General features: G+C 68.4%; 21 protein-coding genes. 11 read left to right on the top strand and 10 right to left on the bottom strand.

Features of this window, described 5'->3' with window-relative positions:
- The first annotated feature begins 72 nt into the window (after positions 1-72).
- The 3 genes from pta to AC5RWU_RS04520 all read left to right on the top strand — a co-directional run bounded on the left by pta (position 73) and on the right by AC5RWU_RS04520 (position 3872).
- On the top strand, positions 73-2178 hold the full coding sequence (gene pta / locus AC5RWU_RS04530) for a phosphate acetyltransferase (RefSeq protein ID WP_494030028.1): 2106 nt from the start codon (positions 73-75) through the stop codon (positions 2176-2178).
- Positions 2178-3317 (top strand): acetate/propionate family kinase, encoded by a 1140-nt coding sequence (locus AC5RWU_RS04525; RefSeq protein ID WP_494030029.1) that lies wholly within the window; start codon positions 2178-2180, stop codon positions 3315-3317. Before pta ends, AC5RWU_RS04525 begins: the two co-directional genes overlap by 1 nt.
- Before the next feature lie 84 nt (positions 3318-3401).
- A complete protein-coding gene (locus tag AC5RWU_RS04520; protein WP_494030030.1) occupies positions 3402-3872 on the top strand; it encodes a DUF5684 domain-containing protein in 471 nt (156 codons plus the stop codon).
- 13 nt (positions 3873-3885) lie between these two features.
- Here the strand turns inward: AC5RWU_RS04520 and AC5RWU_RS04515 are convergent, their stop codons facing one another.
- Both AC5RWU_RS04515 and AC5RWU_RS04510 read right to left on the bottom strand, forming a co-directional pair.
- Positions 3886-4197 carry an AzlD domain-containing protein gene (locus AC5RWU_RS04515; RefSeq protein WP_494030031.1) on the bottom strand — a complete coding sequence of 104 codons (312 nt, stop codon included), beginning with the start codon at positions 4195-4197 and terminating at the stop codon, positions 3886-3888.
- A 3-nt stretch (positions 4198-4200) separates the two neighbouring features.
- Positions 4201-4932 (bottom strand): AzlC family ABC transporter permease, encoded by a 732-nt coding sequence (locus AC5RWU_RS04510; RefSeq protein WP_494030032.1) that lies wholly within the window; start codon positions 4930-4932, stop codon positions 4201-4203.
- A 113-nt stretch (positions 4933-5045) separates the two neighbouring features.
- Here AC5RWU_RS04510 and AC5RWU_RS04505 point away from each other — a divergent pair, with 113 nt between their 5' ends.
- On the top strand, positions 5046-6224 hold the full coding sequence (locus tag AC5RWU_RS04505; RefSeq protein WP_494030033.1) for a zinc-dependent alcohol dehydrogenase: 1179 nt from the start codon (positions 5046-5048) through the stop codon (positions 6222-6224).
- A 3-nt stretch (positions 6225-6227) separates the two neighbouring features.
- Here the strand turns inward: AC5RWU_RS04505 and AC5RWU_RS04500 are convergent, their stop codons facing one another.
- Positions 6228-8156, bottom strand: coding sequence for a glycoside hydrolase family 15 protein (locus AC5RWU_RS04500; RefSeq protein ID WP_494030034.1), 1929 nt, complete (start codon positions 8154-8156; stop codon positions 6228-6230).
- A gap of 166 nt (positions 8157-8322) precedes the next feature.
- Positions 8323-9195, bottom strand: coding sequence for a glycerophosphodiester phosphodiesterase family protein (locus AC5RWU_RS04495; RefSeq protein WP_494030035.1), 873 nt, complete (start codon positions 9193-9195; stop codon positions 8323-8325).
- A 202-nt stretch (positions 9196-9397) separates the two neighbouring features.
- Here AC5RWU_RS04495 and AC5RWU_RS04490 point away from each other — a divergent pair, with 202 nt between their 5' ends.
- On the top strand, positions 9398-10711 hold the full coding sequence (locus AC5RWU_RS04490) for a DUF445 domain-containing protein (RefSeq protein ID WP_494030036.1): 1314 nt from the start codon (positions 9398-9400) through the stop codon (positions 10709-10711).
- Between the two features lie 48 nt (positions 10712-10759).
- Here the strand turns inward: AC5RWU_RS04490 and AC5RWU_RS04485 are convergent, their stop codons facing one another.
- Genes AC5RWU_RS04485 through AC5RWU_RS04470 form a run of 4 tightly spaced genes read right to left on the bottom strand, consistent with a single transcriptional unit; the run spans position 10760 to position 13977 of the window.
- Positions 10760-11698, bottom strand: coding sequence for a 5-oxoprolinase subunit C family protein (locus tag AC5RWU_RS04485; protein ID WP_494030037.1), 939 nt, complete (start codon positions 11696-11698; stop codon positions 10760-10762).
- Position 11699: 1 nt separating this feature from the next.
- A complete protein-coding gene (locus tag AC5RWU_RS04480; RefSeq protein ID WP_494030038.1) occupies positions 11700-12371 on the bottom strand; it encodes a 5-oxoprolinase subunit B family protein in 672 nt (223 codons plus the stop codon).
- A 1-nt stretch (position 12372) separates the two neighbouring features.
- Positions 12373-13152 (bottom strand): LamB/YcsF family protein, encoded by a 780-nt coding sequence (locus AC5RWU_RS04475; RefSeq protein ID WP_494030052.1) that lies wholly within the window; start codon positions 13150-13152, stop codon positions 12373-12375.
- A gap of 12 nt (positions 13153-13164) precedes the next feature.
- Positions 13165-13977: a hypothetical protein gene (locus AC5RWU_RS04470; RefSeq protein ID WP_494030039.1), complete on the bottom strand. Its 813-nt coding sequence runs from the start codon at positions 13975-13977 to the stop codon at positions 13165-13167.
- A 149-nt stretch (positions 13978-14126) separates the two neighbouring features.
- Here AC5RWU_RS04470 and AC5RWU_RS04465 point away from each other — a divergent pair, with 149 nt between their 5' ends.
- A complete protein-coding gene (locus AC5RWU_RS04465) occupies positions 14127-14381 on the top strand; it encodes a DUF6458 family protein (protein ID WP_494030040.1) in 255 nt (84 codons plus the stop codon).
- A 14-nt stretch (positions 14382-14395) separates the two neighbouring features.
- On the opposite strand, the gene AC5RWU_RS04460 is transcribed toward AC5RWU_RS04465, so the two are convergent.
- Positions 14396-15019 (bottom strand): alpha/beta hydrolase, encoded by a 624-nt coding sequence (locus AC5RWU_RS04460; RefSeq protein WP_494030041.1) that lies wholly within the window; start codon positions 15017-15019, stop codon positions 14396-14398.
- Between the two features lie 181 nt (positions 15020-15200).
- Between AC5RWU_RS04460 and AC5RWU_RS04455 the strand changes: the two genes are divergently transcribed.
- Genes AC5RWU_RS04455 through AC5RWU_RS04435 form a run of 5 tightly spaced genes read left to right on the top strand, consistent with a single transcriptional unit; the run spans position 15201 to position 21146 of the window.
- Positions 15201-15986, top strand: a complete 786-nt coding sequence (locus tag AC5RWU_RS04455; protein WP_494030042.1) for a DeoR/GlpR family DNA-binding transcription regulator — start codon at positions 15201-15203, stop codon at positions 15984-15986.
- Entirely contained in the window at positions 15983-16999 is a 1017-nt protein-coding gene (locus AC5RWU_RS04450; RefSeq protein ID WP_494030043.1) for a 1-phosphofructokinase family hexose kinase, read from the top strand. Before AC5RWU_RS04455 ends, AC5RWU_RS04450 begins: the two co-directional genes overlap by 4 nt.
- A gap of 3 nt (positions 17000-17002) precedes the next feature.
- A complete protein-coding gene (locus AC5RWU_RS04445) occupies positions 17003-19090 on the top strand; it encodes a PTS fructose transporter subunit IIABC (protein ID WP_494030044.1) in 2088 nt (695 codons plus the stop codon).
- Positions 19091-19120: 30 nt separating this feature from the next.
- The gene (gene ptsP / locus AC5RWU_RS04440) at positions 19121-20857 is read left to right on the top strand and encodes a phosphoenolpyruvate--protein phosphotransferase (RefSeq protein ID WP_494030045.1); all 1737 of its coding nucleotides are present in this window, start codon (positions 19121-19123) and stop codon (positions 20855-20857) included.
- Between the two features lie 10 nt (positions 20858-20867).
- Entirely contained in the window at positions 20868-21146 is a 279-nt protein-coding gene (locus AC5RWU_RS04435; RefSeq protein WP_494030046.1) for an HPr family phosphocarrier protein, read from the top strand.
- 95 nt (positions 21147-21241) lie between these two features.
- Here the strand turns inward: AC5RWU_RS04435 and AC5RWU_RS04430 are convergent, their stop codons facing one another.
- Positions 21242-22072 (bottom strand): SDR family NAD(P)-dependent oxidoreductase, encoded by an 831-nt coding sequence (locus tag AC5RWU_RS04430; protein ID WP_494030047.1) that lies wholly within the window; start codon positions 22070-22072, stop codon positions 21242-21244.
- Between the last annotated feature and the right edge of the window lie 112 nt (positions 22073-22184).

Raw genomic sequence — 22184 nt, 5'->3', positions numbered from 1 at the left:
GCTACCCGCCAGAGTGCGGTCGGTCCGCCGGTCTGAAAAGATGGGGTGGGTCGACGCAAAGGACGGACACGGATGACGCAGGGAATCTACATCAGTGCGATGGCAGCGGGCTCGGGGAAGTCCCTGATCAGTTTGGGACTGGCGGACATGCTCCACCGGCACGCCGGCAGGATCGGCTATTTCCGGCCGGTCATTCCCGGCGACGATCCCGAGCAGGACCCGATGGTGCTGCTCATGCGCAGCACCTTCGACCTCGGCCCGGAGCGCAGCCGCGGCGGACTGAGCTCCCGGGAAGCCCGTGCCCAGCTGGCAGCCGGGCAGCGGGAGGAAATCGATTCCCGCTGCGTGCAGATCTTCGGTGAAATGTCCCAGGTCTGCGACGTCATCCTGGTCGAAGGTACGGATCTGAGCGGCCACGATGCCGCCGTCGAATTCGATCTCAACACCCGGCTGGCCAAGAACCTGGGGGCCACCATGCTGGTGGTGATCGGCGCCCAGTCCATGGACGTGCAGGAAACCGTGGACGCCGTGGAGGTCGCCCGCAAGGAGCATATTGCCGCCGGGGCCACCCTGCTGTCCATCATGGTCAACCGTGCGGCCCCAGAGGATCTGGAGGAGCTTGCCGGCAGCGTCCGTCCGGGCGTGCATGGCTGGCCGGTCTACGTGATTCCGGAACAGGACGAGGTCGCCCAGCCGACCATCGCCGAAGTCGTGGCAGCGCTGGGCGCGCGGCAGATCGCCGGCAGTGGGCAGCTGGACCGGGACATGAGCAGCATCGAGATCGGTGCGATGACCGTGGGCAATTTCTTCAGCCAACTGCGCGACGGAGCCTTGGTAGTGGTCCCGGGCGACCGTGCCGACATCATGGTCGCGGGCCTGGCGTCGTCCCTGTCCCCCGACTCGCCCGTTCCCTCCGGGATGGTCCTGACCGGCGGCCTGACCCCGGAACCGGACATCATGCAGATGCTCGCCCAGGCCCCGTTCCCGGTATTCAGCGTTGCCGAGGACACCTTCACCACCACGCACCGGGTAAGCCAGGTGCGTGGCGAGGTCTCCTCCGGCCAGCGGCGGAAGGCCGCCGCGGCGCTGGGTGCCTGGTCCAGGCATGTGGATGAGCAGGAACTACTGGAACGCCTGGCCCTGCCGCATCCGACCCACATGACACCGCTGCGCTTCCTGCATGAGCTGATCGAGCGTGCCCGCTCGCAGCGCCGGCATATCGTCCTGCCGGAGGGGCTCGATGTGCGGATCCTCCGCGCCGCCGAGATCCTGCGGCGCCGCGATGTCTGCGACCTGACCCTGCTGGGCTCCGAATCCCAGGTCCGCGAACTGGCAGCCACCGAAGGCGTGGACCTGACCGGGCTGCGGATCGTTGACCCGGCTACCAGCCCGCTGCGCGAAGAATTCGCCGCCGAATACGCCCGGTTGCGGGCCCACAAGGGCGTCGACCTGGAAACCGCGATGGAAAACATGCTTGACGGTTCATATTTTGGAACCATGATGGTCCAGCTGGGCAAGGTGGACGGCATGGTCTCGGGGGCCGCCCACACCACGGCCAACACCATCCGCCCCGCACTCGAATTCGTGAAGACCCGCGAGGGCGTCGACATCGTCTCCTCCGTCTTCCTGATGCTGCTGGAGGATCGGGTGCTGGTCTACGGCGACTGCGCGGTCAACCCGGATCCGAACGACCAGCAGCTCGCGGACATCGCCATCGCCTCGGCCGAGACCGCGGCCAAGTTCGGGATCGATCCGCGGATCGCGATGCTCTCCTACTCCACCGGCACCTCCGGCTACGGTGAAGCGGTGGACAAGGTCCGCCGCGCCACTGAACTGGCCCGCAGCCGCCGCCCGGACCTGGCCGTGGAAGGCCCCATCCAGTACGACGCCGCCGTCAACGCCTCGGTGGCCGCGTCCAAGATGCCGGATTCATCGGTGGCCGGACAGGCCACCGTGTTCATATTCCCCGACCTGAATACAGGCAACAACACCTATAAGGCGGTGCAGCAGTCCTCGGGGGCGGTCGCCGTCGGACCCGTCCTGCAGGGCCTGCGCAAGCCGGTCAACGATCTGTCCCGCGGCTGCACTGTCGAGGACATCGTCAACACCGTCGCGATCACCGCCATCCAAGGACAAACAGGTCCAGACCACTCAACCATCACCGCAAAGGAAGCCTAATGCTCATCCTGGTCATCAACTCCGGTTCATCCTCGCTGAAGTACCAACTGCGGGATGTGGACACGGAGGCCGGCAGCGACACCGTCGTCACCGACGGCCTGATCGAGCGGATCGGCGAAGGCGAGATCAGGAACCATTCGGAGGCTCTGGAGACCGTCGAGGCCCGCCTGACCGAAGTGCTGGGCGGGCGGAAGATCGATGCCGTCGGCCACCGGGTGGTGCACGGCGGCGAGCGCTTCGACGAACCCGTGCGCATCGATTTCGAAATCACCCGGGCGATTGAACGGCTGGCGCCCCTGGCACCGCTCCACAATCCGCCGGCAGCCCTGGGCATCCGTGCTATCACCGCGAAGTGGCCGAAAATGCCTCAGGTGGCCGTCTTCGATACCGCCTTCCACCGCACCTTGCCCGAGTATGCCTGGCGTTATGCGCTCCCGGAGGACCTCTACACGGTGCACGGCATCCGGCGCTACGGTTTCCACGGAACCTCGCACCAGTTTGTCTCCGCGCGTGCCGCCCGGCTGCTGGAGATCGAGCCCCGGCGGTTCAATGCCGTGATCGCGCACCTGGGCAACGGCGCCTCCATCACCGCCATCCGCGGCGGGGTCAGCGTGGATACGTCCATGGGCTACACGCCGCTGGAAGGACTGGTGATGGGAACCCGCTCCGGCGACCTGGATCCGTCGGTGCTGGTGGCGCTGCAGCGGAAGGGCTTCTCCGCCGACGACCTGGACCACCTGCTCAACCGGGAATCGGGTCTCAAGGGCCTGTCCGGCAACAACGACATGCGCCAGGTGGTCGAGGCCGCGGAAAACGGTGATGACAAGGCAACCCTGGCCCTCGAGGTGGCGTCCTACCGGCTGGCCAAGTACATCGGCGGCTACCACGTGGCCGTGGGCGGCGCCCAGGCTGTCGTATTCACCGCCGGCATCGGAGAGAACTCCGCCTACTTCCGCAAGCTGGTCATCGACCGGCTCGGCGCCCTGGGCATCGAACTGGATGACTACACCAATGTCCGCCGCAGCAAGGAGGCCCGGGTGATCAGCACGCCCGAGTCGGCCATCCCCGTCCTGGTAGTCCCCACCGACGAGGAGCGTGCCATCGCCGAGGCCACGGCGGAGCTGGTGTCCGCCAGCTGAGGCGGCCCGGGGGCTGACGCGGCCCGGGCTGATGGGGACTTCTCCCCATCGCGGTCCGCGGTCCGGTCCAGTAGCGTCGCGGGCATGACCACTGTGCTGACTACGTTTACGACCACCACAACCACGGATCCGGCCGCCGCAGCCGGCGCCCTGTTCGGCTCGCTGCTGACCCTGGTGGTGACTGTTGCGCTGGTTGGCCTGATCTACATGGGATTGTTCCGGAAGGCAGGCCGCCCGGCCTGGGCGGCCTTCGTCCCCGTCTACAACTCCTATGTCATCCTGAAGATCGTCGGGCGGCCCGGCTGGTGGCTGGTGCTGCTCTTTATTCCGATGGTCAACGTGGTCATCTCCATCCTGATGATGATCGACCTGGCGAAGTCCTTCGGCCGTGGCACCGGATTCGCGATCGGACTCATTTTCCTGCCCCCGATCTTTGCCCTCATCCTCTCCTACGGTTCCGACCGGTATGTGGGGCCCGCGGCGCTCGGCCCGCAGGGAACCGGCCTCCAGGGAGCCGGAACCGGGTACGCCGGGATGTACGGCCAGCAGCGCTAGGTGTACCTGGCGGCTAGGCCATCCCCGCCAGCCGGGCCAGCGCCGCCGCAGCCGCGCCGGCGATCACGACCACCAGGAACGGCGCCCGCAGCAGCAGCGCCACCAGGGCGGCGGCCAGCGCAACCAGCCGGGCATCGGCCACCACGGCCTGCCCGGAGGCAAGGGTGTTGGTAACCGTCAGTGCGGCCAGCAGGCCCACCGTCAACGTCCCGGCCACCCGGGACATCCGCGGGTTATCCATGACCTTGGCCGGCACCAGGTAGCCCAGCAGCTTGGTCGCGAAGCTCAGCAGGCAGGCTGCAAGCACCCAGATCCACAGTTCCATGGTTCAGCGTCCTTCAGAGATCGATGCCGGTTCCGGTGACGGCTCCCTGCCCGGCGCCGGTGGCCGGGCGTCCGGATCCTTGCGGAACCAGCCGAGGACGACCGCCACTGCGGCAGCCACCAGGATGGGCAGGCCGCTGGGCAGCAGGGGCACCGTCAGGACCGTGGCCAGAGCGCAGACGACGGCGATGGCCGCCGAATCGCGGGACTTCAGCCGCGGCCACAGCAGCGCCAGGAAGGCGGCAACCGCCGCCCCGTCCAGCCCCCACTGCTTCGGGTCGCCGAGGGCATCCCCGACAACGGCGCCGACGGCGGTGAACAGGCTCCACAGCGCCAGCACCCCGAGGCCCGCGGTCCAGAAACCCCTCCGCTGCTCGGCCGGGTCCGTCTGGCCGGTGGCGGTGGCGGTCGATTCGTCGATGGTCACATGGGCCGCAGCGGCCTTGCGCCAGCCGCGCGGGCGCACCAGGGCGTTGATCTGCATGCCGTAGACGCCATTGCGGATCCCCAGCAGGGCGGAGGCACTCATGGCTGCCAGCCCCGTGCCGCCGCCGGAGAGGACGCCGATAAAGGCGAACTGGGAGCCGCCGCTGAACAGCAGCAGGCTCAGCGCCATCGTCTGCCAGAAGCCCAGGCCCGAGGCGACGGACAGGGCGCCGAAGGAAATTCCGTACAGGCCGGTGGCAACGGAGATGGAAAGGCCGACCCGCACGGCCGGGGATTGCAGATAAGACATGGCTCCTCGGGGAAATTCAGAGGCGGTCCTTCCAGCGTAACGGCTGCGCCGCGCCGCTCCGGACCGGCAGATGCCTCTGGCCGGATCAGGGCACGGGGCGTAGCGTTGCCCGCATGAAGGCACTCACCTGGCAGGGGCGCCGGTCCCTGAGCGTTGAAACCGTTCCCGACCCGATCATCCAGGACGCCACGGATGCCATCATCCGGGTGACCTCCACCGCGATCTGCGGTTCCGACCTGCACCTGTACGAGGTCCTGGGACCCTTCCTGCACAAGGGCGACATCCTGGGCCACGAGCCAATGGGCATCGTCGAAGAAGTAGGCAGCGCGGTGACGAACATCAAGCCCGGAGACCGGGTGGTTGTCCCGTTCAACATTGCCTGCGGCAACTGCTACATGTGCGGACTGGGCCTGCAGTCGCAGTGCGAGACCACGCAGGTGCGGGAGAAGAACTCCGGGGCTGCGCTCTTCGGCTACACCGAACTATACGGCTCCGTCCCTGGCGGGCAAGCCGAGTACCTGCGCGTCCCGCACGCCGACTACGGACCGATCAAGGTCGGCAATCCGGAGGCCCCGGACGAGCGTTACCTCTTCCTTTCCGACATCCTTCCCACCGCCTGGCAGGCCGTGGACTACGCCAACGTGCCCGGCGGCGGGTCGCTGGCCGTCTTCGGGCTGGGCCCGGTGGGCCAGTTCACCGCCAGGATCGGCAAGCATCTGGGATACCGGGTCTTCGGCATCGAACGCGTGCCGGAGCGCCGCGCCATGGCCGCGCGCCACGGCATCGAAACCATTGACTGGACCAAGCACATCGGTGACGAACTGCGGGACCGCACCGACGGGCGCGGACCGGATTCGGTGGTGGACGCCGTCGGAATGGAAGCGCACGGTTCCCCGGTCGCGTCCGCTGCGCACACCGCGATCGGGCTGCTGCCCTCCCCGGTGGCGAAGAAGGCGATGGAAACCGCCGGCATCGATCGGCTCTCCGTGCTGCACGCGTGCATCGACTCGGTGCGGCGCGGCGGCACCATCTCGCTGAGCGGCGTCTACGGCGGCGAAGCGGATCCGATGCCGCTGCTGACGATGTTCGACAAGCAGATCCAGCTGCGCATGGGGCAGTGCAATGTGAAACACTGGATCGGTGACCTGCTGCCGCTGGTGGAGGACGACGCCGATCCGTTGGGTGTGCTGGACCTGGTCACCCACCGCCTGCCGCTGGCAGACGGACCCGCGGCCTACGAGAAGTTCCAGAAGAAGGAAGACGGGTGCATCAAGGTGGTGCTGCAGCCGTAGTTCTTAGACTGCCGCCTGGTTCACCCCGTGGAGGGCATCCGCTGCGCGGACCAGGGCCAGATGGGAGAACGCCTGCGGGAAGTTGCCGACCATCCGCTGATTGACCGTGTCGTATTCCTCGCTGAGCAGGCCCAGTTCGTTGGCATAGCCGACGAGCTGGTCCATCAGCTTCTCCGCATCCGCCATCCGGCCCGTATGGGCGTACTGCTCCACCAGCCAGAAGGAGCAGGCCAGGAACGGGTGCTCGCCCGGCTCCAGACCGTCAAGCCCTGATTCGGTGCGGTAGCGCAGCAGCAGTCCGCTCTCATCCAGCAGATCCCGCTCCAGCCGAACCACCGTGCCGAGCATGCACTCGTCCTTGTAGTCGACGAACCCCACCTGCGGCAGCACCAGCAGGGAGGCGTCCACCTCGGTGCCTTCATAGGTCTGCGTGAAGGAGTTGATTTCCTTGTTGAAGCCGTGCTCCATGATCTCCGCCCGCAGCTGGTCCCGCAGCTTCTCCCACCGCTCCACCGGCCCGTCCAGGCCATGGTCCCGCACGGCGCGCACGCCGCGGTCCATGGCGGCCCACATCATGACCCGGGAATGCGTGAAGTGCTTCTTCTCCCCGCGCATTTCCCAGATGCCGTGGTCCTTGCGGTCCAGGTTGTTTTCGACGAAGTGCAGCATGTTGCGCTGCAGCGGCCAGGAGAAATGGTCCTCGTGGCCGCCGCGGTTGCGCAGCTTCTCCAGTGCGACCATGACCTCGCCCACCACGTCGCCCTGGTACTGCCGCACCGCTCCGTTGCCGATCCGCACCGGATACGAGTCCGCATATCCCGGGAAGTGCTTCAGTGTCCGCTCCGGAAGGAACCGCTCGCCGGCAACGCCGTACATGATCTGCAGGTCTTCCGGATCGCCGGCCACGGCGCGCAGCAGCCAGTTGCGCCAGTGCAGCGCTTCCTGCTGGAAGCCGTGGGTGAGCATTGCCTCCAGGGTCAGGGCGGCGTCGCGCAACCAGCAGAAGCGGTAGTCCCAGTTGCGTTCGCCGCCGAAGGCCTCGGGCAGGGAGGTGGTGGGGGCAGCTACGATGCCGCCGGTGCTTTCGTGCGTCAGAGCACGCAGCACCAGCAGCGAACGCTTCACGATTTCCTCGTACTTGCCCTGCTTAAGACAGCTTTCGGACCAGCGCGTCCAGTAGTTGGTGGTTTCGGCCAGCGCCTCGTCCACGTCGATGGCCGCAGGAACGCGCCGGTGCGAGGGGAACCAAGCGATTTCCAGATCGACCTTTTCGCCTGCCTCGACCGTGAACTCGCCCACGTGGCGCCGGTGCGCCGCCTTCGGCAGCACATCCCCGCGCAGCACCACCGCCTCCGGACCGGCGATGCCCACAATGGCTTCACCGTCGTGGTCCTCGACGCGGCTGACCCAGGGAACCACGGTCCCGTAGCCGAAGCGCACCCGCACCTCCTGCCGCATGGTGACGCTGCCGGACAGGCCCTCGACGCGGCGCACCAGGGACGCTCGCCGGTCCCCGACCGGCATGAATTCAGTCATCAGGGCTTCGCCGGTGTCCGTTTTCCAGTGGGTCCGCAGGACGAAGGTGCTGTCCGTATAGTGGCGGTCAATAACGACGGCCTCGCCCCGCCTCTGGGTGCTGCCTTCGGCTTGGCTGACGTCCCTGCCCAAGACGGGCGCCGCGGTAGCCAGCGAGCCGCCGTCGTTGTGCGGGCGCCGCGGTTCCGGATCCGCCTGGTCCTCGGCGGCCCAGACCGGAGCATCAGCGGGAGCCAGCAGCCACCGGCCGTGGTTCGCATTGCCCAGCAGCGCCCCGAAGACCGACTGGGAATCGAAGCGCGGGAAGCACAGCCAGTCCAGGCTGCCTGTGCGCGAGACCAGGGCGCCGGTGTGTAGGTCGGAAATCAGCGCATAGTCTTCAATAGGGGAAGCCATTCAATAACTCAATCACACCCAGCGCCGCCGCAACAGACGGGTTTGCTGCAAAATGAGCAATTACACATGGTGCTGCGTCAGCTGACCCCCACGTTGGCTGACCAATGGCCACTTCACGCGGGAACCGACCCCTGACCAATGGTCAGCCCGTGGAGCCTGCGGGAATTCAGGCCGGCTGCGGCTGGAGGGCCAGCCGTGCGGCGGTTTCGGCCGGCCTGTTGGTCGTAATTTCCTGGATTCCCAGTTCGCGGCAGAGCTCGATGTCCGCGGGGTCGTCCACGGTCCAGACACGGAACCGGACCCCGCGGGCCAGCAGCCGTTCAACGTCGTCCCGGTGCGCCTTGACATAGTCGATCCCGGGGCCGGCCAGGCCCACTCGGTGGGTGCGGATCAGTTCCTCCGCCTCCGCCGCTGCGGCGCGCATGAGGCGCAGCACGGCGGCAGCGGTAATCCTGCTGAACTGGAACTGCCGGCGGATGGCCAGCGGATCCACGTCGGCGACGAGCTGGCATACGAAGTGGTCCGGAACCTGTTCCAGCAGCCGCTTGACCGAGTCCGGGCTGAAGCTCATGAAGCTGATCGTGATGTTGTCCAGGACCGAGTTCTCCGGATCCCAGCCTTCGGCCATGAGGAAGCCCAGGAGTTGTTCCTCGAGCCGGTGGCCGAACGGGCTGGGGTGCTTGCATTCGATCGCCAGTCCGATCGGCCGGCCCGCCGCGCGCAGGATCCCGATCAGGTCCGCCAGGGTAAGGAACTGGTCAAGGATTCCGCCGTACTCCGGTGGAATCGTGGCGCCCTTCCACGAGCAGAAATCCATGTCGCGCAGCTGCCTGAGGGTGTGGTCCGCGACGCCGCCGGTGCCGTTGGATGTCCGGTCCAGGGTGGCATCGTGCAGGCACACCAGTTTCAGGTCCCGGGTCAGGTGGATATCGCATTCCACGCCGTCAGCACCGTCGGCGATCGCCTGCAGGTAGGCGGCCCGGGTATGTTCGGCGAAGCGCTGGCTGGCGCCGCGGTGCGCATAGATCAACTGCCGCATCGCTGCCTGCCCTCGGACGGCCGGCATGCCAACGGCCGGATGTCGGACGTTCTGCGCATTGCAGTCTCCGGTTCGTGCTGGGAGCTATTCTCTTATCTTCACGGTACGCCGGTTCCCGGCCCCGGACTGACGATTCCGGCAACGGGCTGGTTAACTTACGTTGACGGTTCGGAAAGTCGATGGTTCGAACATGGGAGGATCAATGCAAGCCCAGCCCACTACGGTGGTCGGCCTGACCCCCGCGGACCAGGAGCGCGCCGCCGCACTGCGCCGGATGAAGCTGATTGCCACCGGCCTGCTGGTGGCCATGGCAGTGGTCTTCACCGTGTCCTTCGCCCTGGAGGACACTTACCCTTGGTTGCAGTACGTCCGTGCGGCCGGTGAAGGCGGAATGGTCGGCGCCCTGGCCGACTGGTTTGCGGTCACCGCATTGTTCAAGCATCCGATGGGCCTGAAGATCCCGCACACCGCCATCATCCCCCGCCGCAAGGATGCCATCGGGGCCAGCCTGGGCGAATTCGTCGGAACCAATTTCCTCTCCGAGCAGGTCGTCGAACGCAAGCTGGCCTCCCTGGACATCGCCCGGAAGGCCGGTGCCTGGCTGGCCCAGCCCGCCCAGCCCGCGGGACCCGACGGCCCGGCACCGCCGGCCAATGCCGAACGGGTGGCCACCGAAGGTGCTGCCGCGATCCGCGGCGCCATGACCGTGCTCAACGACGAGGCGGTGCAGGACGTGATTGAATCCCTGGCCCGCAAGCATCTGGTGGCTCCGCAATGGGGTCCGCCACTGGGCCGCTTGCTCGCACGGATCTTCGCAGACGGCCATCACATCCAGCTGGTCGACCTGCTGGTGGACCGGGTTGCGGACTGGGTCGGCACTAACCAGGCAGTCATCGCCCGGATGGTTTCGGACCGGTCGCCGTCCTGGGTGCCGCCGTTCGTGGACGGTCTGGTCGGGGACAAGGTTTACGTGGAGATGCACAAGTTCGTGCTGGCGGTCCAGCAGGACCCCAACCATCAGGTCCGCCGGGCGCTGGACAACTACCTGCGGGAACTGGCCGAGGACATGCAGCATGATCCGGCGATGATCGCCCGGGTCGAGGCCATCAAGGAGCAACTGCTGGACGACCCGCGCCTGCGGTCGATCGCCGCGCGGACCTGGGAAACCGTGAAGGCGGCACTGCTGGAGGCCGTGGACGATCCGGACAGCGAACTGCGCCGCCAGTTCACCTCCGCCGTCCGGGACCTGGGCGAACGCCTGGTCACCGACGAGGAGCTGGCCGGCAAAGTCAACGCGTGGATCTCCGACGCCGCGGGCTACCTGGTCCGGACCTACCGCAGCAGCATCGCCGGCGTCATCACGGAGACGGTGGAGCGCTGGGATGCGGAGGAGACGTCACAGAAGATCGAACTGCAAGTCGGCCGCGACCTGCAGTTCATCCGGCTCAACGGCACCGTGGTCGGTGCCTTGGCCGGACTGGTGATCTTCGCCGTCGCGCACGCCGTCTTCGGCTGACGCCGGCACCCCGCGGACCGCCGGCAACCCGGGCACAGCGTCCCGCTGTCAGCCCAGGAACCGGAGGCGCTGGCCCGGGCGCACCTGGGCCAGCAGGCGCAGGTCCGCCGAATGGACGACGGCGATCACCGGGTAGCCGCCCGTGACCGGATGGTCAGCGAGGAAGACTGTTGGCAGGCCGGACGGCGGCACCTGCAGGGCTCCGGTGACCATCCCCTCGCTGGGCAACTCCCGGCCCTCGAATCCGGGCAGGCGTTCCAGTGGCCGCCCTTCCAGCCGGATGCCGACGCGGTTGCTGTCCGCTGATACGGTCCAGCTGCCGTGGATCAGCCGGAGCCAGGACCCATGCGTGAACCAGTCCCGGCGTGGTCCGGGCAGGACGCGGACGGCCGGATTCGCCGGCGGCTGGGGAACGGTGGCCCACGGCGCCGCGGGCGCGGCAGCGCCTTCGCGGACGACGCCTTCACGGACGGCGTCACCCCGGACAGCATATCCAGCCGCCGCGCTCCCGGTCCGCAGCACCATCCCGGCTGTCAGCGGCGCGGGGCCGGCGCCGGACAGCACATCCGTGCTGGCCGAGCCCATGACCCGCTCCGCGTCGAGCCCGCCACGCACGGCCAGGTAGTAGCGCAGCCCCCGTTCGGCCGGGCGGATGGCAAGCACGGCGCCAGCCGGCACGTCCACCGCGGCGTTGCGGGCAACGGGCTTCCCGTCCAGTTCCACCCGGCCGGCGGCACCCGTCACGGCAATGCGGTAGCCGGCACTGAACTCAAGAGTCAACCCGCCAAGCAGGATTTCGACGCCGGCCGCACCGTCTTCGTTTCCGGCCAGCCGGTTGGCCTGCCGCAGCGCGTCCAGGTCAAGGGCGCCGGAAGGGCTCAGTCCGATGTCCGCGTGGCCCGGGCGGCCCAGGTCCTGGATCAGGGCCTGCGGGCCGGTGCTCCGGACCCGGATGCCGGCGGTGCCATTGCTGTCCGCCCCGGCCACCTCACACCTCCCTGAACTGGACGACGGTGCCCGGCGCCAGCAGCGCCGGCTGCTCCGCTGCCGGATCCCAGAGCACCGCATCCGTGGTCCCGAGCAGCTGCCAGCCGCCGGGCGAGGGGCGCGGGTAGATTCCGCTGAACTCGCCGGCGAGCCCCACGGCCCCGGCGGGCACAGTGGTCCGCGGGGCCTCGCGCCGGGGGACCGCAAGGCGGCCGTGGTCCGTTACCAGATAGGCAAATCCCGGGGCGAACCCGGTGAAGGCCGCGGTCCAGACGGATCCGGTATGGAGCCGGATGACCTCGCGGACCGTGATCCCCAGATGGCCGGCCACGGCGTCCAGGTCCGGGCCGGAGTAGTCCACCTCGATGGTGACCTGCCTGCCGGCCGTCGTACCGGCGTCGTACAGGGCGGGAGATTCCTGAAGCCAGCGCCGCACCTGCGGCAGGCCAATCAGCTGCGGATCCACTGTGACCAGGATGGTGCGCGCTGCGGGCACCATATCCACGATGCCGGGCAGCGGATCGGCCGCCAGGCCGCGGTACAGTGCCAGTACGTCGGCAAGCCGCGGCAACTCGACCAGCACGGCGCGGTCACCGCAGGGCAGGACGGTACGGGGCTCACCTGTGTGGGGCGCACCGGTACGGGGCTCATTGATACGGGGCGCCGGCGCCATGTCAGGACCTGATGCAGGGAGCGAAAGGGAGGATGCCCACGCCGGCGTCGGTGAGCGCGCTGCGCGCCGCCGCCGCCACGGCCACCGCCCCGGGCGTATCCCCGTGCACGCACAGTGAATCCACGGGCATGCGCAGCAGGCTGCCGTCCGCCGCCACCACCTCGCCCGTGGTGGCCAGGCGCACGGCGCGCGCGGCGATCATCTCGACCTCGGCCGGTGCCGTGGCGGGCAGGACCGCTCCCGCCTCGCGCCGGGGCACCAGGGTGCCGTCCGCCCGGTAGGCGCGGTCGATGAATGCCTCATACGCCACCGGCTGGCCGCCCGCCACGGCCAGTTCCAGCACCGCGGAGCCGGGCAGTCCGAGCAGCACCAGGGTGGGATCGTAGGCGCGGACCGCGTCCAGCACGGCCTGCGCCTGGTCACGGTCCCGGACAATGCGGTTGTACAGCGCCCCGTGCGGTTTGACATAGGAGACCCTGGTTCCGGCGGTGCGGGCGACGCCGTCGAGGGCCGCCAGCTGGTACAGCACATCCGCGGTCAGTTCCGCCGGGTCCATGTCCATTTCACGGCGGCCGAACCCAGCCAGGTCGCGGTAGCTCACGTGGGCCCCCACGGCGACGCCGTTGCGGGCCGCCAGCCGGACAGCGCCGAGCATGGCCAGCCCGCCGCCGGCGTGGAAGCCGCAGGCAATGTTGGCGCTGGAGACGAGCGGGAACATGGCACCGTCGTCGCCCATTGTCCAGGAACCGAAGGACTCCCCCAGATCCGCGTTCAGGTCGATGGCCACCATAGGTTACTGATCCGAACCAGCCGGTCCGTGCGGGCCCCACGGGGTTTCACCGGCGGGGCGTTCCAGCTCGAGGGCCAGCGTGCCCGGGATGACATCCGGCAGCGGACCAAAGGCCTCGCGGGCGGCCTCGATGACGGAGCGGCCCATCGCCAGGTTGCCGGCCCCGCCCACCACCGCACCGACGCCGAAGGGAAGGGCCCGTCCCAGCATGAACTTGCCCTGCTTGGCCAGCATGAACTTCAGGAACTTCTTCCGGATGGCATTGCTGATCAGGCCGACCGAACCGGACGGGAGGCTCTTGCCCAGCAGGTTGCCCCAGTACTGGTTGGCCGTCTGCCCCCTGCCGGCGCTTTGCCCGGCCAGCGCGGACACCAGGGCTCCGCCTTCCTCCCCAAGCAGGATCGCCATGACCATCGTGCGCGCCCGTTCCGGATCATCCGTCTGGATCCCGTGCAGTTCGGCGACGGACTGGGCATACAGCGCTGTGGCCTCCAGGAAGCCCACCGTGGCTGCGGCGGACAGGCCCAGGGAAGCCAGGGTGCCCAGGCCGGGCACTGCGGCCGACGCGCCGACCGCGGCGCCGGTTCCGGTGACCGCCCTCAAATAGTCGCGCTCCAGTTTGGCATTGAGCTGGGCCACGCTGGCATTCGGATATTTGCGGCGCAGCCGGGTGAGGCTGGCCAGCACCAGCGGCCGCTGGACATCGATGGCCTTGTTGATGGCCTTGTGGACGGCCGGTTTGGGTTTGCCCTCTTTGTCGAAGATGGCTCCGCTGGCTGTTTTCACTGCCGGATTGATCTTGGACCCTTTGGCCACGAATCCTCCTGTGGTTGCCTCGCCTTAACACTAGTTCAACGATTCGGCTTCGTCCGTTACATAGTGCGTCCGTTCCATCCAGAAGAACAGTATGCTTATAAATAGATATCCGCAGAACCAACACCGGACTACCCAAGGAGCTGTTGGCCATGAGAATCGGTTCTTCCATCTTCCTGATCGCCCTGGGCGCGATCCTCGCATTTGCCGTCCAGGACGTGGTCGACTTCGTGGACCTGACGATGATTGGCTACATCCTCATGGTGGTCGGTGTGATCGGCCTGATCGTCTCCCTGATCATGGCAGCGCCCCGGAACCGGCACCGCGTCTCCGAAAGCCGGTCGGTGCAGGATCCCAATACGGGCGAGACCGTCAGGCGGGATGAAACACGCGACGGGGGCCTGTAGGCGCCGCCCTGTAATCACCGGTCCGCCAGGTAGTGCTTCAGGAAGATCCGGACGTCCCGCAGCTCCTCCGCGCCAAGGCGGTGCCCCATGCCCGGGTAGGTCCGGGCCGTGAGCGCCACATTGGCCGCCAGCCATTCCTGCGTATAGTCGATAGCGCGGGGATGGATCACCGGATCATTGGCGTCGCGCCCCCAGAAGAACGGAATCTTCCGTACCAGCGGTTCCGTGGCCGCCAGCAGTTCGCTGTCCAGCACAAAGCCGGAAAGTCCGACGGCGGCACGGAACGCCGCGGGCCGCAGCCGCAGCATGGTGGTCGCCATCGCCATGCCCTGGGAGAAGCCCAGCAGGCTGACGCTCGCGAAGGTGCCCGCCGCCGTCGTACGGTCCAGCCAGGCGAAGACCTCGGTGACTGCCGAAAGCACCTCGCCGAAATCGTGGGCCAGCAGTGGATCCAGCAGGAACCAGCCATAGCTGCCGCCGATATCCTTCGGCCCCCGGATGGCGACCCCGGTCATGCCGTCCGGCAGTGACTTGAAGATGGCGGACATCCGGGCCTCGTCGGAGCCATAGCCGTGGATCATCACCAGCAGATGCGTCCCCGCGCGCCCGGATTCGGGTCTGGACCAGGCAACCGTCATATACGGATACTTCCGCGTCCCGCCCTGCTGCGGCAACCCCGACACCCCCGCTCCCGCCCGTTTTTCTGTGGTTGTTTTTGCATTGCTTGACAAACAAAAATAAACACAGATAAAGTCGACGAAACAAAGATAGCCGTGACAGCCGTCACGGACAGTCCGCCGGGGAAGCCGCGAGGAGATCATGTTCGCCGAAGAACGCCACACCAGGATCGCTGAACTCGTAGCCGCCAAGGGCCGGGTGAGCGTCGCCGAGCTCGCCGAGCGCTTCGATATCACCAAAGAAACCGTGCGGCGGGACCTGGCGGTGCTGGAGAACGAAGGCATCCTCCGGCGCGTGCACGGCGGCGCGGTGGGAACGGACAAGGCCAGCACCAGCGAGCAGCCGCTCAGCAGCCGGCAGAGCCAGCACCACGAGGAGAAGTCCCGCATCGCCGCCAAGGCGCTGGAAATGATCCCCTCCACAGCCGGCTCGATCGTGCTGGATGCGGGCACCACCACCGAACAGCTGGCCGAGCTGCTGGTGGAGCGCCCGCCCACCTCCGACGGCGACGGCCTGCTGGTCATCACGCACGCCGTGCCCATTGCCTCCCTGATTGCCAACTCGCCGACCCTGCAGCTGGAGCTGCTCGGCGGCCGTGTCCGCGGCCTGACCCGTGCCGGCGTCGGCCCGCACACCATCCGGCAGCTGGGTGACCTGCGCCCGGATGTCGCCTTCGTCGGGACCAACGGCGTGCACGCGGACTTCGGCCTGAGCACGCCCGACTCGCTGGAGGCGTCCGTGAAGGCGGCCATCGTACATTCGGCACGGCGCGTCGTCGTGCTTGCCGATTCCTCCAAGCTGGACGAGGAGACCCTGGTCCGCTTTGCAACCCTGAAGGACGTAGACACGTTGATAACCGATGCCCCACCTGCCGGTGACCTCGCCGGCGCGCTGGCGGAGGCGGATGTGGAAGTCGTGATCGCATGATCGTCACCCTGACTGCCAACCCCAGCCTGGACCGCACCATCGAACTTCCCGGCGCCCTGGCCCGCGGCGATGTGCAGCGCGCGGTCGCCGCCCACCAGGAGCCCGGCGGCAAGGGCGTGAACGTCAGCCGCGCGCTCACCGTCTCCGCCGTGCCCACGGTCGCGGTCCTGCCGGGCGATCCGGAGGACGCGGTCCTCGCCGGACTGCGAACGGCACAGGTCCCGTACCGGAACCTGCCGATCGGCCGGCCGCTGCGCAGCAACATCACCCTCACGGAACCGGACGGCACCACCACCAAGCTCAACGAGCCCGGGCCCGTATTGGACGAGCTGCAGCAGGAACAGCTGATCGGGCTGCTGCTCGAGGCCTGCCGCGACCGGAACCGCCCCGCGCAGTGGGTCGTGCTGGCCGGTTCGCTGCCGCCGGGAGTCCCCGTCGATTTCTATGCCCAGGTAACACGCCGCCTTCGTGGGGAGTTCGGCGCCGCCGCCCCGAAGGTGGCCGTCGATTCCTCCGGTGCACCGCTGGAAGCGGCTGTCGCCGCCGGACGGGACGCGGCACCGGATCTGATTAAGCCCAATGCCGAGGAACTGGCGGAGCTTGCAGGATACGCAGATTTCGCTGACTGGAGGGCGTTCGAGGCAGATCCGCTGCTGGCCGTCCGCGCAGCCCGGGGGCTGCTGGACGGCGGCGTCGGCGCTGTGCTGGCAACCCTGGGAGCCAAGGGCGCTGTGCTGGTCACTGCCGAGGGCCAGTGGCGGGCGGTCCATACCCCGGTCACCGCCCGAAGCACGGTGGGCGCAGGGGATTCCTCCTTGGCCGGCTACCTGCTGGCGCACAGTGCCGGCGGCGAGCCCGAGGCGTGCCTCCGCCAGGCGGTGGCCCACGGAGCCGCCGCCGCCTCCCTGGCCGGCTCCACCATGCCGACCCTGCAGCAGACCACACCCGCAGCCGTGACCGTCACGGCACTTCACCCCCAGCGCGCCGCAGCACACACATCCGAAGGAGGATGACCAATGTCAGCGTTGATCACACCGGAGCTCGTCGCCCTGGACAAGAACCTGGGCACGGAGCGTTCCGACGTCATCCGCCACCTGGCCCAACTCGTCGTTGCGCAGGGACGCGCCACCGGCGTGGACGGGCTTTTCGCCGATGCCATGGCCCGCGAAAACAAGACCGCCACGGGCGTGCCCGGCGGCATCGCCATCCCGCACTGCCGTTCGACGGCGGTCACCGAGCCGACGCTGGGCATGGCCCGGCTGGTTCCGGCGGTGGACTTCGGCGCCAAGGACGGTCCCGCGGACCTGATTTTCTTCATCGCCGCCCCCGAAGGCGCGGACCAGGCGCACCTGAAGCTGCTGTCCAAGCTGGCGCGGTCCCTGATAAAGAAGGACTTCACCGCAGCACTGCGTGCGGCTGCCTCGGAACAGGAGATCGTCGGCCTGGTCGAGGGCGCGCTGGCGGAGGCGCCGAAGGCAGCAGCCACCCGGCCGGCCAACGACGCCGGTGCGACGCCGGCTTCCGGCGCTGCTGGCACCGGCGCTGCTGGCACCGGCGCAGGGGCCGCCGGCACAACTGCGGCAGGCACCGCTGCCGGTTCAGCCGGCACGACCACCGCGCTCAAGACCCGGCGCATCGTCGCCGTCACCGCCTGCCCCACCGGCATCGCCCACACCTACATGGCAGCGGACTCGCTGGCGGCAGCCGCCCAGAAAGCCGGTGTCGACTTCCAGGTGGAGACCCAGGGCTCCGCCGGCGCCACTCCGCTGGATCCGGCGGTCATCGCCGCCGCGGACGCGGTAATCTTCGCCGTCGACGTGGACGTCCGCGGCAAGGAACGCTTCGCCGGCAAGCCGGTGGTCAGCGCCCCGGTCAAGCGGGGCATCGACGAGCCCGCCAGGATGATCCGCGAAGCCCTGGCTGCAGCGGACAATCCCAACGCCGCGCGGGTCAGCGGAGAGCTGGACCTGGGCCCGGCGGACGCCGGGCAGAAGGGCGAGCACCTGGGCCAGAAGCTGAAGAAGGCGCTGCTCACCGGCGTCAGCTACATGATTCCGTTCGTGGCCGGCGGTGGCCTGCTGATCGCGCTCGGTTTCCTGCTGGGCGGGTTCGACATCACCGACGTCGCGGACACGGTGGTGCTGGAAAACAACTTCGCGAATCTGCCCGAGGGCGGGCTGGCCGCCTACCTCGGTGCGGTCTTCTACAAAATCGGCAACCTATCCATGGCCTTCCTGGTCCCCGCGCTGGCCGGCTACATCGCCTTCGGCATCGCGGACCGCCCGGGCATCGCCCCGGGCTTCACCGCCGGTGCCGTGGCGGGCTTCATGGGCGCCGGCTTCCTCGGCGGCCTGGTCGGCGGCCTGCTGGCCGGCGTCGTGGCCCACTGGATCGGCACCTGGCACGTCCCCCGCGCCCTGCGCGGCCTGATGCCGGTGGTGATCATCCCGCTGCTGGCCTCCATCGTGGCCTCCGGCCTGATGTTCCTGGTCCTCGGTGGACCGATCAAGGCCCTGACCGATGCCCTCAACGGCTGGCTGAGCGGCATGACGGGCGCCTCCGCGGTCATTCTGGGCATCATCCTGGGCCTGATGATGTGCTTCGACCTGGGCGGGCCGGTCAACAAGGTGGCCTATGCCTTCGCCGTCGCCGGCCTGGGCACCGGTTCCTTCGACAACCAGGCGCCGTGGATGGTCATGGCCGCGGTTATGGCCGCCGGCATGGTTCCGCCGCTGGCCATGGCGCTGGCTACGTTGGTCGACCGCCGGCGTTTCTCCCTGGCCGAACGGGAGAACGGCAAAGCCGCCTGGTTCCTGGGGGCCTCCTTCATCTCCGAAGGCGCCATCCCCTTCGCCGCTGCGGATCCGCTCCGCGTAATTCCGGCCATGATGGTCGGCGGCGCCGTCACCGGCGCCATCTCGATGGCAGCCCAGGTGACCTCGCAGGCACCGCACGGAGGCTTCTTCGTCTTATTTGCGATCGGAAATATCGGCATGTTCATCCTGGCGATCGTCGCCGGAACGGTCGTGTCCGCCCTGACCGTCATCGCGCTCAAGCGCTTCGCTGCCAGAAAGCCAGCGGACGAGGCTACGGTTGCCGCATAGGGAAGCTGCAAGGGATAACGAGGTCGTTTGATGAGCACCACCACAGAAACAATCACCGGAATCGGTGTCAGCCCCGGACGCGTGCTGGGCACCATCCGCCAAATGCCCCGGCCGGTCAGCGAACCGCCGGCGGGAGAAAGGTTCGGCGCGGGTACCACTCCCGAACGGGAAACGGACCGGCTGAAGTCGGCCGCCAAGGCGGTCCAGGCCGAGCTGAAGAGCCGCGCGGCGGCAACCTCCGGTGATGCAAAGGCCGTACTCGAAGCCACCGCCCTGATGGCGGCGGATCCAATGCTGCTGAAGTCGGCCGGCAAGCTGATCGCTGCCGGAACCTCGGCTGAGCGCGCGGTCTGGGAGGCCGGCGGCACCATCGCCGCACAGCTCAAGGCCCTTGGCGGGTACATGGCCGAGCGCACCCAGGACGTGCTGGATGTCCGCGCCCGCATCGTAGCCGAACTGCGCGGCGTCCCCGCGCCGGGCATCCCTGCTTCGGACGTGCCGTTCATCCTGGCCGCGGAGGACCTGGCCCCGGCCGACACTGCGACCTTGGATCCCGCCGTCGTCATTGCCCTGGTGACCAGCAGCGGCGGCCCGCAGTCCCACACCGCGATCCTGGCCCGCACCCTGGGCCTGCCCGCGGTCGTAGCGGCCGCCGGCGTCGACGCCCTGGCGGACGGCACCGAGGTCTACGTGGACGGCGCGGCCGGGCGGATCGACGTCGGTCCCGGCGAGGAACAGCGCGACGCCGCCCTGCGCTGGGCGGAACAAACGCTGGAACTGGGCACCTTCAACGGCAAGGGCACGACGGCGGACGGCCATCTGGTCCCGCTGCTCGCCAATGTGGGATCCGGCAAGGACGCCGCCGCCGCGGCCGCAGCCAGCGCCGAGGGTGTGGGCCTGCTGCGCACCGAATTCTGTTTCCTGGATCGGGAGACCGAGCCTACGGTCGAGGAGCAGGTGGAGGCCTATGCGGCGGTCTTCAAAGCCTTCCCGCACAAGAAGGTGGTGGTCCGCACCCTCGACGCCGGCGCGGACAAGCCGCTGCCCTTCCTGACCGATGCGACGGAGCCCAACCCCGCGCTCGGCGTCCGCGGCTACCGCACAGACCTCACCAGCCCCGGCGTCCTGGAGCGCCAACTGCAAGCCATTGCACAGGCGGCCGCAGCTTCCCAGGCGGAGGTCTGGGTTATGGCGCCGATGATTTCGACGCCGGAGGAGGCCGCGCGGTTCGCGTCACTGTGCAAGAATGCGGGGCTGAAAACCCCCGGGGTCATGGTGGAGGTGCCGGCGGCCGCGCTGACGGCGCGCTCGATCCTCCACGAGGTGGACTTCGCCTCGCTGGGCACCAACGACCTGACCCAGTACACGATGGCGGCCGACCGCGAGCTGGGAGCCCTGGCCACCCTGAGCGATCCGTGGCAGCCGGCCGTGCTGCAGCTGATCAGGATGACGGTCGACGGCGCGCACCACGCCGCCGGCCGTCCCGCCGGGCCCGGCGCGGACCGGCGGGTCGATTTTCCGAAGCCGGTGGGCGTCTGCGGCGAGGCCGCCGCGGACCCGGCCCTCGCCGTCGTACTCGTGGGGCTGGGTGTGAACTCGCTGTCCATGAGTTCCCGCGCCCTGGCCGGCGTCGCCGCAACACTGAAGAGCGTCACGCTCGACGAGGCCCGCGCCCTGGCCGAAGCCGCACTGTCGGCCCCCAGCGCGGCCGCTGCCCGCAGCACCGTCCGCGCCCAACTGCCCATTCTCGATACCCTCGGACTCTGAAGGAGAAACCATGCCCGAACGTACCGCCACCATCGCCAGCCGCGTCGGCCTGCATGCCCGGCCCGCTGCCATCTTTGCCGAAGCGGCGGGGGAACAGCCGGTCGAAGTCACCATCGCCGTGGCCGGCACCCCCGCCGATGAGGCACTGGACGCCTCGAGCATCCTGTCACTGATGGGACTGGGCGCCGAGTACGGGACCACGGTGGTCCTGCGTGCCGAGGGCGAGGGCGCCGACCAGGCCCTGGAAACGCTGGTGCAGATCCTCGAAACGGACCACGACGCCGAATAGGCACACGCCGACCCAGCACCGATACAGCTGGAGCGCCCGCATCGTTCACCTAGAACGGCGCGGGGGCGCTCCTGTTTCTCTGCTCGTCCCTGACCCTACCGGCCCACTGAGGCGAGCCGGGCGACAACGCGTTTTGGTCCCAGGCCGGCGACAGCGGCGAGGACCTTATAGCGCTTGGACGGTACGGATACCGGCTTGCCGGCCATCAGGTCCGCCAGCCCCTCGCGGACCACACGTTCCGGCGTCAGCCACATCCATTGGGGGTACAGCTTCTTGGACATGCCCATCCGCTGGTGGAATTCCGTATGGACGAATCCGGGACAGAGCGCCGTCACGGCGATTCCGCGCCGCGCGTAACGGTAGTGCGCCCAGCGGCTGAAGCTCACCACCCATGCCTTGCAGGCGGCGTAGTTGTCCCGCGGTGTATACGCCGCCACGCTGGCGACATTGATGATCCTGCCTGCCCGCCGGGCCAACATCCCCTGCAGCGCCACGTGCATCAGCTGCATCGGAACGGTGACCATGATATTGACCAGATCCAGTTCGGACTGGAGCTTCGCCTTTTCAAACGGCTCTTTCACCCCGAAGCCGGCGTTGTTCACCAGCAGCGTCACCGGAGCCAGCGGGCGCTTCCCGTCGCCACTGACCGCACTCCGGCGGCCCGCCGCGGCACTGTTGCCGGCCTCCAAACGGTCGACGACGGCGCTCACGCCGGCTCCCGTCAGCAGGTCCGCCTCGATGAATTCGGCATTGATGCCGTAGCGCGCCGACAGCTCGGCACAGGCACGCTCCAGCCGACCGCGGTCCCTGGCCACCAGGACAAGGTTGCAGCCGGCCTCCGCCAGCTGGCGGGCGAACTCCGCGCCGAGCCCGGCTGTTGCTCCGGTGATCAGGGCGGTTTCGGGCGGCGCAGCTTTCTGTGTCATGGCTATAAGACTTCATGCCGCCGGTGTTTGGTGCAAGGGGGTGTGTAGCGGGGTGGGGTGGTGTTAAAGGGGTCAGGCCCCGCCGTCGTCGGCGGGGCCTGGCCCTGTTACG

The sequence above is a fragment of the Arthrobacter sp. B0427-1-12 genome (assembly GCF_059092905.1).
This window is presented reverse-complemented; position numbering and strand designations above follow the sequence as displayed.